2 protein-coding genes are annotated in these 15,394 nt (G+C 72.7%); both read left to right on the plus strand.

Features of this window, described 5'->3' with window-relative positions; translation table 11 throughout:
- Nucleotides 1-21: 21 nt before the first annotated feature.
- On the plus strand, nucleotides 22-15,135 hold the full coding sequence (locus A3G1_RS33560) for a non-ribosomal peptide synthetase (RefSeq protein WP_018348686.1): 15,114 nt from the start codon (nucleotides 22-24) through the stop codon (nucleotides 15,133-15,135).
- Nucleotides 15,132-15,341, plus strand: coding sequence for an MbtH family protein (locus A3G1_RS0106630; RefSeq protein WP_018348687.1), 210 nt, complete (start codon nucleotides 15,132-15,134; stop codon nucleotides 15,339-15,341). The genes A3G1_RS33560 and A3G1_RS0106630 overlap by 4 nt, the downstream gene beginning before the upstream one ends.
- Nucleotides 15,342-15,394 lie beyond the last annotated feature (53 nt).

Genomic DNA, 15,394 nt, shown 5'->3' on the forward strand with positions numbered 1-15,394 from the left:
ACAGGAAGGGCAGAGGAAGTCATGTCGGCAACGCAGACGGGCGGCTCCAGCGGCGGGTCCGCGCTCACCAGCGCACAGGCTGGTATCTGGCGGGCTCAGCAGATCGAGCCGGACAACCCCGTCTACAACATCGCATGGTTCCTCGCCCTCCGTGGCGACGCCGACCTCAGCCGCCTGGCCGCAGCGGTGCGCCAGACGGCTGAGGAGGCGGCCTGCCTGCACGTCCGGTACGTGACGGGCGGTGACGGCGAGCCTGCCGAGGTCCCCGCGCGGACGCCGGTCGTCGTGTCCGAAGTGGACTTCCGGCCCGAGGCCGACCCGCGCGCGGTGGCCGGGGCGTGGATGGACGCCGACCGGGCCCGTCCTGCCGACCTGGCCGCCGGGCCGCTTTTCCGGTACGCGCTGCTCCGGGTCGCCGACGACGAGGTGTGGTGGTACCAGCGGTACCACCACCTCGTGATGGACGGTTTCGGCGTCATGCTGGTCACCCAGCGCGCCGCCCAGCTCTACAGCGGTACCGGCGACCCGGCCCCGGACTGGGACCCCGCCGTCCTGCGCGCGGCCGACAGCGCGAACCTGGCCTCCCCGGCCTGGGCTGCCGCCCGGGAGCACTGGCTGGCCCGGATGGCCGACCGGCCGGAGCCCGCACGGCTCGTACCGCGCGGCCAGGGCCAGGTCACCCGGCTGGTGGAGCGGACGATCCGGCTCACGAGCGAGCAGGTGGCCACGCTCCGCACCAGCGCGACGGACCACGGCGTGCGGCCGTCCCGGGTACTGATCGCCGCCCTCGCCGCGTACCTGCACCGGGCCACGGGTGCCCGCGACGTGACCCTCGCCCTGCCCGTCACCGGGCGCGTCACCCCGGCGGCCCGCGCCGTACCGGGCATGGTGTCCAACGTGCTGCCGCTGCGGCTGGCAGCCGGTCCGCGCAGCACTGGGGCCGGGCTGATCGCCGAGGCGACGGGGGCGGTCACCAGTACGCTGAAGAACTCTGGTTTCCGGGGTGAGGACCTCGCTCGCGAGCTGGGCTGCGTCGACGGCCTGGCCGAGCTGACCGGGCCGACCCTGAACATCCTCCCGGCCAATCCGGCGGTCTTCGCCGGGCTGGACGGTTCCTTCCAGGCCCTGTGGCTGGGCCCGGCCAGTGACCTGTCCGTCAACATCGCCGAGGGCCCCGGCCCTGGCGACGTGACCATCAACCTCACCGCCGACGCCGAGGTCTGCGACCAGGCTGCGCTCGCCGCCCACGAGGAGCGTTTCCTCGCGGTGCTGGACGCGCTCACCGCAGCGCCGGACGCGCCGATCGGCTCGATCGACCTGGTCACCCCGGCCGAGCGGGAACGCCTGCTCACGACGCTGGGCACCTCGCCGTTCCCCGCCGAGGACGTGACCTGGCCCGCCGCCTTCGAGCGCCAGGTCCAGCTGAACCCGGGCAGGGTCGCGCTGGTCTGCGAGGACGTCGAGCTGACCTACGCCGGGCTGGACGAGGCCGCCGGCCGGCTGGCCCGCCTGCTGGCCGGCCGTGGCGTGGGCGCCGAGGACGTGGTGGCTGTCGCGCTGCCCCGCTCCGCCGACCTCGTCGTCGCGCTGCTCGCCGTGATGAAGGCCGGTGCCGCGTACCTGCCGATCGACTCCGACCATCCCGCCGACCGGATCGCCTACATGCTCGGCGACGCGGGCGCGCGCGTCGTCATCACCACGGCGGAACTCGCCGGGGACCTGCCCGAGACGGGCTCACGGATCCTGCTGGGCGACCCGGCCGTGGACGCGGAACTGTCCGCTGTGGACGCTCCGGTGTCAGGTACGCCGATCGCGCTGAACCAGGCCGCGTACGTCATCTACACCTCCGGGTCCACCGGGCAGCCCAAGGGCGTGATCGTCAGCCACGACGGCATCGGCAGCCTGGTCGCCACGGCCACCGAGCGGATCGGGATCACCCCGGACTCGCGGGTCGCGCAGTTCGCCTCGGCCGGCTTCGACGTGACCGTGTGGGACCTGGTGATGTCGCTGTGCGTCGGCGGTACCGCCATCGTGGTGCCCGCGCACCGCCGGGTCGCGGGCGAGGAGCTGACCAGCTACATCGCCCAGCACCGGGCCACGCACATGATCCTGCCGCCGTCGCTGGTCGCCGCGCTGCCTTCCGGCTGCGAGCTGCCGGAGGGCGCTGTCCTGATCGTCGGTACCGAGGCCGTGCCGGCCGAGCTGGTCAGCCGCTGGTCCGGCCGGCTGCGCGTGGTGGCCGCCTACGGCCTGACCGAGGCGACCGTCAACTCCACGCTGTGGCCGGCCGAGCCCGGCTGGCAGGGCGCGATCCCGATCGGCCGGCCCGACCCGAACACCGCCTGCTACGTCCTGGACACCGCGCTGCGCCCCGTGCCCTCCGGTACCGAGGGCGAGCTGTACGTGTCCGGCCGTGGCCTGGCCCGCGGCTACCTGGGCAAGGCCGGGCTGACCGCCGAGCGGTTCATCGCCGACCCGTACGGCGAGCCCGGCACGGTCATGTACCGCACCGGCGACCGGGTCCGCTGGATCGAGCCCGCTGACGGCCTGCCGTTCCTGGAGTTCCTCGGCCGTGCGGACAGCCAGATCAAGATCCGGGGGTACCGGATCGAGCCCGGCGAGGTCGAGAGCACCCTGATGGGCTGTCCGGCCGTCGCCCAGGCCGCCGTGCGGGTCCGTACCGACCACCGGGGCGTGAAGCGGCTCGTCGCGTACCTGACCGGCGACGGCGGGCCGGTCGACGTGGCAGCCGTGAAGGAGCAGGCCGCCGCCGCGCTCCCCGGCTACATGGTCCCCTCGGCCGTGGTGGTCATGGAAGGCCCGCTGCCGCTGACCCCGAACGGCAAGCTCGACGCCAGGGCGCTGCCCGAGCCGAACTGGCTGGAGACCTCCGGGCAGGACGAGCCGCGTACCCCGGCGGAGCAGGCCCTCGCCGCGCTGTTCGCCGAGGTACTGGGGCTGCCCAGCGTCGGAGCGCACGACAGCTTCTTCGAGCTGGGCGGCGACAGCATCGTCGCCATCAGCCTGGTGAACCGGGCCCGCGCCGCCGGCCTGGCCATCACGCCCCGCGAAGTGTTCCGCCTTCGCACCGTGGCAGCGCTCGCCGCCGCCGCTGGTGAGGTACGGGCGGTCCGCGTACCCGACGAGGGCACCGGCACCATCGCGGCCACACCGATCATCAGCAGGCTCGCCGCGCAGTGCGGCGGGGACGTGCCGATCGGCGGCTTCTACCAGTCCGCCACGCTCGTCACGCCGTCCGGCCTGGACCGTGCGGGGCTGAACACGCTGGTGCAGGCCCTCGTCGACCGGCACGACATGCTGCGCGCGTCGCTGCGCCGTGGTCCCGAGTGGACGCTGGACGTACCTCCAGCCGGTGGTGTCGTCGCGGCTGACCTGATCGAGGAAACCTCCGACCTCGACGCCGGCCGGCTGGCCGGGCTGCTCGACCCGGAGAACGGCGTCATGCTGCGCGCGGCGTGGAACGGTTCCGCGCTGCTGCTCGTGATCCATCACCTTGTGGTCGACGGCGTGTCCTGGCGCATCCTGAGCGACGACCTGGCTACTGGCTGGTCCCAGCTCCGTTCCGGCGAGCCGGTGGTACTGCCACCGGTATCCTCGTCCTTCCGCCGGTGGTCCCAGCAGCTCGCCGAGGTGCGGCCAGAGCAGGAAACGGCCGCCTGGCAGGCGATTCTCGGCAGCCCTTCGCAGCCGGTGGCCAGCAGGCCACTGGACGCCAGCGACACCGCTTCGACCAGCCGGTCGCTGACCGTGTACCTGCCTGCCGCGCACACCGCGCCGCTGCTCGGCCAGGTGCCGGCCGCCTACCACGGCACGGTCAACGATGTGCTGCTCACCGGCCTGGCACTCGCCTTCGAGCAGTGGCGGCCCGGTGCTGGGCTGCTGGTCGACCTCGAAAGCCACGGGCGTGACGAGGAACTGATCGGCGACACCGACCTGAGCCGCACGGTGGGCTGGTTCACCAGCATGTACCCGGTCGCGATCGGCCCGGTCTCCACTTCGGACCTCGACTCCGCCGTCAAGCAGGTCAAGGAACAGCTGCGGGCGTGCCCGGGCAGCGGGATCGGCTACGGGCTGCTGCGCTACGGCACGGCGGCGCTTGCTGGCACCAGTACACCTGAAGTGCTTTTCAACTACCTGGGCCGATTCACTGGCGGCACCGGAGACTGGTCTGCGGACCCGGCCGCCGGGCCGCTCGGCTACGGCCGCGACCCGGGCATGCCGCTCAGTCACGCGCTGGAGATCAACGCGATCGTGCACGAGGAGGCCGGCGGGCCCCGGCTCGCGGTGGAGTTCTCCTGGCCCGCCGGAGTGACGTCCGATGTGGACACTCTGGCCGGCCTGTTCGTCGGCGCGCTGAGCGCCCTGGCGACTGGCGCGGGCGGCGGGCACACGCCCTCGGACTTCCCGCTGGTCCAGCTCAGCCAGGCCGAGACCGACGAGCTGACCGCGAGCGGCCCGGCGGCACTCCTGCCGCTTACCGAACTCCAGAAGGGCCTGTACTTCCACGCCTTCGCCGACGAGCAGTCCCCCGACGCCTACGTCGTGCAGCAGATCATCGAACTGCGCGGGCCGGTGGACTCCGCCGCGCTGCGCGAGGCCGTGCAGGCCATCACCCGCCGCCACGAGGCGCTGCGGGCCAGCTTCCGCCAGCTCAGTCCCGGCCGCCTCGTGCAGGTGATCGCGGCATCGGTCACCGTGCCGTGGCGCGAGAGCGCCGAGCCGGTCGCCGTGGTGGCCGAGCGCGAGCGGGCCACCCGGTTCGACCTGGCCGGCGCCCCGCTGATCCGGGCGGCCCTGGTCCGGGGCGAGGACACCTGCCACCTCGTGCTGACCCTGCACCACATCATCGCCGACGGCTGGTCGGTACCGGTGATGCTGACCGACCTGCTCGCCAGCTACGGCACTCCGGCGGCCCTGCCCGCCGCGACGCCGTACGGCGACTACTTCGGCTGGCTGGCCGGGCGTGACCACGCCGCCGCGAAGGAAGCCTGGGCGCAGGCGCTCGACGGGGTCACCGAGCCGACGCTGCTGCTCGGGCCGGCCGGCTCTGGCGTGCAGCTGGCCACCGAGGCTGTCCACACTGGACTCTCTCCTGAGGCGACAGCGGCACTGGCCGCCCGAGCACGGGAACGCGGCCTGACCCTGGGCGCGGTACTGAACACCGCGTGGGGCGTGCTGCTGAGCCGCCTCACCGGCAGCGACGACGTGGTGTTCGGTACCACCGTGTCGGGACGCGGGGCCGACCTGCCCGGCCTGGACTCGATGGTGGGCCTGTTCATCAACTCGCTGCCGGTACGGGTGCGGGTCCGGCCTGGTCAGACGCTGGCCGGGATCTGCGAGGAAGTACAGGCCTCCCAGGCTGTGCTGCTGGACCACCAGCACGTCGGGCTGGGCGAGCTCCAGCGGCTGACCGGCGCCGGTGAGCTGTTCGACACGCTGCTGGTGATGGAGAACTATCCCGTACCGGAGGCGCTGCGCGACCCGTCCGGCACGGTGGAGATCGCGGACATCGAGTTCGTGGAGACCGGGCACTACCCGCTCGCCGTCGTCGCGCTGCCCGGGGACAGCCTCCGGCTGGAGGTCCGCTACGACCCCACCCGGGTCACCACGAGCCTTGCCACGCGGATCAGCGAGTGGCTGCCCCAGCTCCTGGCGCGCTTCACCGCCGAGCCCGAGGAACTGGCAGGTCGGCTGGACCTGGTCACCCCGGAACAGGCCGATGCCGCAGCGGCCGGGCTGATCGGCGCGGACGCCACAACGCCGGATCTGACCATCCCCCAGGCGGTCGCCGCCCAAGCGGCGCTCACGCCCCAGGCTGTGGCGATCGTGGACGGCGCGGAGCAGCTCAGCTATGCCGAGCTCAGCCGGCAGGCCGACCGGATCGCGGCGTACCTGGTGGCTCAGGGAGCCGGCCCCGAGGATGTCGTGGCTGTGGCGATCCCCAGGTCGGCGCGGCTGATCGCCGGGCTGCTCGGCGTGCTGGGCTCGGGTGCGGCGTACCTGCCGGTCGACCCGGAGTACCCGGCCGAGCGGATCAGTTACATGCTGGCCGACTCGGGTGCCCGGTTCCTGCTGACTACTGAGGGCAACAGGCTGCCGGTCGCGGGTGACTGCGCTGTTGTCGCGTTCGAGGAGGCTGTCTCCTCGCAGTGCGGCGGGCGTTCACTGCCGAGCCCGGTGGCCGGCAGTCTCGCGTACCTGATGTACACCTCCGGATCGACGGGCCGGCCGAAGGGCGTGCTGGTCACGCACAGTGCCCTGATCGGGCAGCTGGCCTGGGTCGCTGACCGGTTCGGCTTCGGGCCGGGCGAGCGGGTGCTGCACCAGTACTCGGCGAGCTTCGACCCGGCAGCCCAGGAGATCTTCGCCCCGCTGATCAGCGGCGGGACGGTCGTGGTGGCCAGGCCGGGCGGGCAGGCCGATCCGGCGTACCTCGCCGCGCTCATCGAGCGGGAACAGGTCACCACCATCGACCTGGTGCCCTCCCTGTACCGGGCGCTGCTCGACGAGGCCAACACCGGCGGGGACGCGTGGTGGCTGAGCCTGCGCCGGGCGTTCAGCGGCGGCGAGGCGCTGACCGCCCAGATCGCTGACCGGTGGCTGGCGAAGACCGGCGTGCCGCTGTTCAACGTGTACGGCCCGACCGAGGCCACCATCCAGGTCACGTCCTGGCAGGCGCAGGCCGGTACGGGCGGCACGGTGCCGATCGGCCGGGCGGTGGACGGTACCCGGCTCTACGTGCTCGACTCCGGCCTGCGGCCCGTGCCAGCCGGGGTGCCCGGTGAGCTGTATGTCGCGGGCGGGCAGCTGGCGCGCGGGTACCACGGCCGGGCCGGCGCGACAGCCGAGCGGTTCACGGCCGACCCGTTCGGTGCGCCCGGCGAGCGGATGTACCGCACGGGTGACCTGGTCAGCCACACCGCCGACGGGGTGCTGACCTACCTGGGCCGCACCGACCACCAGGCCAAGGTCCGGGGCAACCGGATCGAGCTGGGCGAGATCGAGGCGGTACTCGGCGCGGAGCCGGGCGTCGCCGAGGTCGTGGTCGCCGTGGTGGCGGGGCAGCTCGCCGCTTACGTGGTACCGCTGAATGGTGTTGTTCTGGAAAGCGGTGAGCTGCGAGCCGCCGCCACGCGGAAGCTTCCCGCCGCCGTGGTCCCGCAGTACTTCGTCGTGCTGGAGGCCCTGCCGCTGAACCCGGCAGGCAAGCTCGACCGCGCGGCCCTGCCGGTCCCCGAGCGGACGTCCGGCGCGGGCCGGGCGGCCAGCGGCGCGGACGAGGAAACCCTGTGCGCGATCTTCGCCGAGGTACTCGGCGTGGAAGCCGGCCCGGAGGAGGACTTCTTCGTCCTGGGCGGCGACAGCATCCTGTCCATCGCGGTGTCCAGCCGGGCACGCAAAGCCGGGCTGGCGCTCAGCCCGCGAGACGTGTTCGTGCACCGGACCCCGGCGGCGCTGGCCCTCGCGGCCGGCGAGGGGCCTGCCGCCACCGGGCACGTGGCCGCCGAGGCGTTCACGCTCACCGAGGCGGAGACCGCCCAGGTCGAGCGGGCCGCCGGGCAGCCCGTCGACCAGATCTGGCCGCTGTCCCCGCTCCAGGAAGGCCTGTACTTCCACGCCAGCTACGACAGCGGCGACCTGGACGTCTACACAGCACAGTCCACTTTCGACTTCGACCACCGGCTGGACCTGGACCGGCTGGCCCTGGCCAGCGCGAGCCTGCTGGAGCGCAATCCGAGCCTGCGGGCCGGTTTCACCAGCGAGGGTGCCGGGCAGCCGGTGCAGTTCGTCTGCCGCGCCCCGAGGATGCCGATCGAGGAACTGGACCTGACCGGGGTGGACGCCGCCAGGCAGGAGACCCAGCTGGCGGCCTTCCTCGCCGCCGACCGGACCCGGCGGTTCGACCTGGCCGCGCCGCCGCTGTGCCGCCTCACGGTGGTGCGCCTCGGCGACGGGCACGACCGGCTCGTGGTGAGCAGCCACCTGATCGCCTGGGACGGCTGGTCGGCCTGGCTGTTCCTGGAGCAGCTGTTCGAGCTGTACGCGCGCTCCGGCGACGCCACCGGCCTGGACCAGCCGGGCAGCTACGGCGACTACCTCGCCTGGCTCGGCAGGCAGGACCGGCAGGCGGCACTGGACGCCTGGCGTACCGCCCTGAGCGGACTCGCCGAGCCTTCGCTGGTGGCCGGCCCCGCGCGTGGCGGCCAGGGTGCCGTGCCGGTCAACATCGGCGTGGAACTCCCGCTGCGCCTCAGCGACCGGCTGCGTGAGCTGGTACGCCGGCAGGGGCTCACCCTCAACCCGCTGCTGAACGCCGCGTGGGCGATGGTGCTGTCCACCCTGCTGGGCCGCGAGGACGTGGTCTTCGGCTCGGCGGTGGCCGGGCGGCCGGAGGAGGTCGCCGACGTGGAGTCCACGATCGGCATGTTCCTCAACACCGTGCCGACGCGGGTGGCGCTGCGCGCGGCGGAGAGCGTGGCAACGCTGGCTCGCCGGCTCCAGGACGAGCGCACGGCTCTGATGGCGCACGAGTACCTGGGCCTGGCTGACGTGCAGTCGCAGACCTCGCACCGGACGCTGTTCGACACGCTGTTCGTGCTCCGGCCGGGCGGCGGCGAGGACCGGATGACCGCGATGTGCGAGCAGCACGGCATCACCGCTGTCACCAACATCGACTCCACGCACTACCCGCTCACCATGATCGTGACGCCGCAGTCCGAGCTGGCCGTCACCCTGTCCTACCGGGCCGACCTGATCGGCGCGGAGCAGGCCGAGGTGATCCTGCGCCGGTACACGACGCTGCTGGAGCGGCTGGCCGGCCACTGGGACGCCCCGGCGGGCAGTGTGGACCTGCTGCTGGACGAGGAGCGGGCGGCGCTGGGCGCTGGCTGGGACTCCGGCGCGCATCCGGTACCGGACGTGACCGTCGCGGAGATGCTCACCGAGCAGGCCGCGCGCACGCCGGAGGACGTGGCGCTGGTCTTCGGTGAGCGGCGGCTCAGCTACGCCGAGCTGGACTCGGAGATCAGCCGCCTGGCACGGTTCCTGCTGGCCCGGGGTGCCGGGCCGGAGGGGGTCGTCGCGCTGGCTCTGCCTCGCTCGGTGGAGATGGTCGTGGCCCTGTTCGCCGTGCTCCGGACCGGCGCGGCGTACCTCCCGCTGGACCTCGACCACCCGGCCGACCGGCTGCGCGACATGATCGCCGACACCGGGCCGCTGTGCGTGCTCTCGGCGGGCGGCGTCCGGCTGACCCCGGACGCGATCTGCCTGGACGCGCCGGAGGTACTGGCCGAGCTGGCCGCGCTGCCAGCTACCCGGGTCGAGGCCGGAGAGCTGCGTGGCTTCGCGCCGGGCACGCCGGAGCGGCTGGAGCACCCGGCGTACGTCATCTACACCTCGGGCTCCACCGGGCGGCCCAAGGGCGTGGTGACCCCGTACCGGGGCCTGACGAACATGCAGCTCAACCACCAGGTGAACATCTTCGCGCCCGCGATCGGGTCGGCGGGCGGGCGGCGGCTAAGAATCGCGCACACGGTCTCCTTCGCCTTCGACATGTCCTGGGAGGAGCTGCTGTGGCTCGTCGAGGGCCACGAGGTGCACGTCTGTGACGAGCAGCTGCGGCGGGACGCTGAGGCTCTGGTTGCCTACTGCGACACGCACCTGATCGACGTCGTGAACGTGACGCCGACGTACGCGCAGCTCCTGATCGAGGAGGGCCTGCTGGCCGGGCACGTCCCGCCGCTGGTACTCCTCGGCGGCGAGGCCGTGCCGGACACAGTGTGGAATCCGTTGCGGGACACCGAGGGCACGTACGGCTACAACCTGTACGGGCCGACCGAGTACACGATCAACACGCTCGGTGCGTCCACGATGGACAGTGCCACGCCGACCGTGGGACGCCCGATCTGGAACACCCGCGCCTACGTGCTGGACGCCACGCTGCGCCCGGTGCCGCCGGGCTGCCCGGGTGAGCTGTACGTCGCGGGCATCGGCCTGGCACGTGGCTACCACGACCGGGCGGGGCTGACGGCTGAGCGCTTCGTGGCCGACCCGTTCGGCAAGCCGGGCGACCGCATGTACCGCACGGGTGACCTCGTGGTGCAGCGGGCACAGACCGGGATCATCGACTTCCTGGGCCGGACCGACGACCAGGTGAAGATCCGCGGGTACCGGGTGGAGCTAGGAGAGATCGCCTCGGCGATCAGCGAGCACCCCGGCGTGACCCACGCGGCCGTGATCGCGACGGGCACGGGCGGGAACAGGAGGCTCGCCGCCTACGTGGTGTGCGCCGAGGGTGTGCTGGCCGAGTTGCGGGACTTCCTCAAGGTCACGCTGCCCGGGTACATGGTTCCCTCGGTCTTCATGCCCGTGGACACCCTGCCGCTGACCGTCAACGGCAAGCTGGACGTGGCGGCCCTGCCCGCGCCGGAGCAGTCCGGCCCGGCCACCCGCCGTGCGCCGGAGACCGAGGCCGAGGCGGCGCTGTGCGCGCTGTTCGACCAGGCGCTGGGCCTGGCGGAGGGTACGGCCGGTGCCGACGGCAACTTCTTCGACCTGGGCGGGCACTCGCTGCTGGCCACCCGGCTGATCAGCCGGATCAGGGCGGAACTCGGCGTGGAGCTGTCCATCCGGGACCTGTTCGAGGCGCCGACCCCGGCCGGGCTGGCCGCGCGGGCCGGACAGTCCAGCGGGCCGGTGCGGCCGGTACTGGCCGCCTGGGAGCGCCCGGAGCGGATCCCGTTGTCGCACGCGCAGCAGCGGCTGTGGGTGATCCAGAACATGGAGCACACGTCGGCGGCGTACAACTTCCCGCTGGTGATGCGGCTGGACGGTGACGTGGACGCATCGGCGCTCGGGCTGGCGCTGGCCGACGTGGCCGGGCGGCACGAGGCACTGCGGACTCTGTTCACTGTGGACGGTGGCGAGCCGGCCCAGCGCGTTGTGCCGGTGGCTGAGCTGCCGGAGCTGCTCGAAGTCAGGGACGACGAGCCGGGGCTGGTCGAGGCGCTGATCGCCCGGCCGTTCGACCTGCTCACGGAGCTGCCGTTGCGGGCGACGCTGGTGCGTTCCGGCGGCGCGTACATCCTGGTTCTGCTTCTGCACCACATCACGACGGACGAGTGGTCGGACCGGCCGTTCCTGCGGGATCTGGCGGAGGCCTGCGAGGCCCGGCTGGCCGGTGTGGCCCCAGCGTGGAAGCCGCTGCCGGTGCAGTACGCCGACTACACCCTCTGGCAGCGGGAACTGCTCGGTGACCCGGCTGACCGCAGCAGCGTCGCGGCGCAGCAGCTGGCGTTCTGGGAGCAGACTCTCGCAGGCGCTCCGGAGGAAGTCACTCTTCCCTCGGACTGGCCGCGCCCGGCCCGGCCGGCCTTCACCGGGGCCGACATCGGCACCCGGGTCAGCCCGGAGACGCACGCCGCGCTGCGGAACCTGAGCCAGGCGACGGGCGCGAGCATGTTCATGCTCGTCCACGCGGCCGTCGCGGCCCTGCTGCACCGGATGGGCGCGGGCACGGACATCCCGATCGGCGCGCCGATCGCCGGCCGTACGGATGCCGCGCTCGACGACCTGGTGGGCTTCTTCGTCAACACGCTCGTGCTGCGCACGGATGTGTCCGGCGACCCGACGTTCACCGAGCTGGCCGGACGGGTCCGCGCTGCCGGGCTCGCGGCGTTCTCCAACGCCGAGGTTCCGTTCGAGGCGGTCGTGGAGCGGCTGAACCCGGCGCGCTCGCTGGCCCGCAACCCGCTGTTCCAGGTGATGACCGGGTACCACAACCGGGTCGAGGAGTCGCTGGCGCTGGGCGGGGTCCCGGCGGAGTTCCTGCCCTACGAGAGCGGCACGGCGAAGTTCGACCTGGTGTTCCGGTTCACCGAGGGCCCCGAGGGGCTGGACCTGCACCTGAGCTACGCCACCGAGCTGTTCGAGGCCGGCACCGCCGAGCAGATCAGCCGCCGCCTGATGACGCTGATGGACGCGGTGGCCGCGCGGCCGGACCAGCCGGTCAGCAGCGTGGACGTGTGCACCGTGGACGAGTTCGGCCTGGTGACGGAGGGCTTCAACCACGGTCCCCGTGCCGTGGACGAGGCCACGTTCACCGAGCTGTTCGCGGCTCGCCTGGCGGAGCGGCCCGAGGCTGTCGCCGTCGTGGACCACGGCCGCGAGCACACCTACGCGGAACTGGAGGCCCGGTCGAACCGGATCGCCCGCCTGCTCGCCCAGCGGGGCGTGACGGCCGGGTCGGTGGCCGGCGTGGCGGTACCGAGGTCGTTCGACATGGTGGCCGCGATCCTGGCCAGCCTGAAGCTCGGCGCGGCTTTCCTCCCGCTGGACCTCGCGCACCCGGCCGACCGGCTGGCGTACATGATCAGTGACGCGGCTGCCGCTGTGGTGGTGGCGACCGGGGCCGTCGCGGAGAAGGTCCCGGACGCGGCCCCGCTGGTGCTGCTCGACGAGGCGGCCGACCTGCTGTCCACTCTGGACGATGGCACCCTGGGCACCGGACCTGCTGGCCTGGACCAGCCCGCCTACGTCATCTACACCTCCGGCTCCACAGGCAGGCCGAAGGGCGTGGTCGTGCCGCACGAGGGCATCTCCAGCCTGGTGGCCACGGCCGTGGACCGGATGGGCCTGCACCGCGACGCACGGGTGCTCCAGTTCGCCTCGATCGGCTTCGACGTGGTGGTCTTCGAGCTGTGCATGGCCCTGTGCCACGGCGGCAGCCTCGTGCTGGTCACCGACGAGGCCAGGGTGGCCGGTCCCCAGCTGACCGATTTCCTGGAGGCGCACCAGATCAGCCACATGATCCTGCCGCCGTCGCTGGTCGCGGCGCTGCCGGAGGAGTGCGAGCTGCCTGCCGGGTCGACGATCCTGGTCGGTACCGAGACCGTGCCGCCGGAGCTGTTCCGCCGGCACGGGGCCCGGGTGAACCTGATCGCGGCGTACGGCCTGACCGAGGCCACGGTCAACTCGACACTGTGGCACGCCGAACCGGGCTGGCGGGGTGCCGTGCCGATCGGCAAGCCGGACCCGAACACCCGGTGCTACGTGCTGGACGAGTACCTGCGTCCCGTACCGCCCGGCGTGGTCGGCGAGCTGTACGTCTCCGGCCGTGGCCTGGCCCTGGGGTACCTGGGCCGGACCGGCCTGACCTCGGAGCGGTTCATCGCCGACCCGTTCGGCCACGACGGCGCGCGCATGTACCGCACGGGTGACCGGGCTCGCTGGCGCCGGGACGGCAACCTGGACTTCTTCGGCCGGGTGGACAACCAGGTCAAGATCCGGGGCTTCCGGATCGAGCTCGGCGAGATCGAGGCCGCGCTGACCAGCCATCCCGCTGTCAGCCAGGCAGCGGTGATCGCCGAGACGAGCGCCGGAGTGACGAGGCTGGCCGGGTACGTGGTCGTCCCGTCAGGCACGGGCCTGACGGAGGTGCGCGACCATGTGGCGGCGCAGGTGCCGGAGTACATGGTGCCCGCGCTGCTCGTCCCGCTGGACGGCCCGCTGCCGCTCACCCCGAACGGCAAGCTGGACCGCCGGGCACTGCCCGCGCCGGACTGGTCGGCGATGACTGGCGACGCCACGCCGCGCACCACTGCCGAGCGGGTGCTGGCCGAGCTGTTCGCGGACATCCTCGGCCTGCCCGAGGTCGGCATCCACGACAACTTCTTCCTGCTCGGCGGGCACTCCATGTCCGCGATGCTCCTGACGGGCCGCCTGCGCTCCCAGCTGGGCGTGCAGCTGGCGATCCGGGACGTGTTCGACGCCCCGACGGTCGCGGGCCTGGCCACGCGGCTGGGCGGCACTGTCCTGGACCGCCCGGCCCTGACCGCCGCCGGCCGGTTCGCTGTGGCGCTCGCGCCGGTCCAGCGCGACCGGTGGTCGTCGTATCAGGACCGTCCCGGCTTCGACCACGCCCTGGTGCTGCGGTCGGAAGGCGGGCTCAGGGAAGGGGTGCTGACCCGGGCGCTGGCCGACGTCGTGGCGCGCCACGAGCCGCTGCGCACAGCGTTCACGGACTCGTCGAGGGCTCTGGTCACCGGCCCTGTGCTGGAGACCGAGCAGTGCGAAAACCTTGAAGAGCGTTTGACTGTACTGGCGGCAGAGTCCCCCGCCCTGGCAACCGAGGCACCACTGCGCGTCACGCTCCTGTCGGACGGTACCGGCACGCAAGCCCTCCTGCTCCGCATGCACTACCTGGCCGTGGACGAGTGGTCAGTCGTCCCGCTGCTGCGGGAACTGTCCGAGGCATACGCGCTCCGGGCCACGGGCGACGCTCCAGAGTGGACACCGCTGCCGGTGACGTACTCCGACTACACCCGCTGGGCCTGGGACGTACTGGGCGACCCGATGAACCCGGGCAGCGAGTACAGCCGGCAGCTCGGCCACTGGCAGAAGGCACTCGCCGGCATGCCGCGTGCCGTCACGCTTCCCGGCTCGGGAGAGCCCGGCAAGAGCGGGGCGTACGAGGGCTTCGTGCTCAGCCCCGCACTGCACGAGGCGATCACCGAGCTGGCCAGCCGCACCGGCACGAGCATGTACATGGTGCTGCACGCCGCGTTCAGCGTGCTCCTGCACCAGCACGGAGCCGGGGAGGACCTGCCGGTCGGCACGCTCGTGGCCGGGCGGAACGACGACCGGCTGGCCGGCCTGATCGGCGGCTTCGCCAACACCCTCGTCCTGCGGACCCGCCTCGACGGCGACCCGGCCTTCGAGGACCTGCTGGCCAGGGTCCGCGAGGTCACGCTGGGCGCGCTGGACGCCCAGGAACTCCCGTACGGGGACGTGGCTGCGGCCACCGGGCTGCCGGAGAGCGGGCCGCAGCTCATGGTCGTGCACCACGAGCAGCCGGAGATCTCCACGCTGGAGGGCGGGCTCGGGACGCTCGGCTCGGTACCCACCGGGGCCGTGCACGCCGACCTGGCACTCAGCTTCTACCAGCCGCGCGGTACCGGCCCGGTGGAGTGCTACCTCGGCTACGCCACAGGCCTGCTCGGCCCGGCAGCCGCCAGGAACCTGGCGGACAGCCTCCACCAGCTCATCGAGCGCGCGGTTTCCGCGCCAGCTCAGGCCATCAGCAAGCTCACCAACGAGGAGAAGGAATCCGCATGAGCACCAACCCGTTCGACGACGCCGAAGGCCAGTTCCTCGTCCTGGTGAACGACGAGGGCCAGCACTCGCTGTGGCCGGTCTTCGCCGCGGTGCCCGGTGGCTGGGCCCAGGTGTCCGGGCCGGACAGCAAGGAGGCCTGCGTGGCCTACGTCGAGGCGAACTGGACCGACCTGCGCCCGCGCAGCCTGGCCGAGGCCATGAACTGACCTGAGGCAGGCAGACGCGACAGCCCCGGCGGGGTCTCCCGCTGGGGCTGGCT

Origin of the sequence: Longispora albida DSM 44784, from assembly GCF_000379825.1 — a bacterium.
Taxonomy (GTDB): domain Bacteria; phylum Actinomycetota; class Actinomycetes; order Mycobacteriales; family Micromonosporaceae; genus Longispora; species Longispora albida.

Coding starts and splice junctions, on each gene's coding strand:
- A3G1_RS33560 (WP_018348686.1), top strand. CDS start 22: ATGTCGGCAACGCAGACGGGCGGCTCCAGCGGCGGGTCCGCGCTCACC.
- A3G1_RS0106630 (WP_018348687.1), top strand. CDS start 15,132: ATGAGCACCAACCCGTTCGACGACGCCGAAGGCCAGTTCCTCGTCCTG.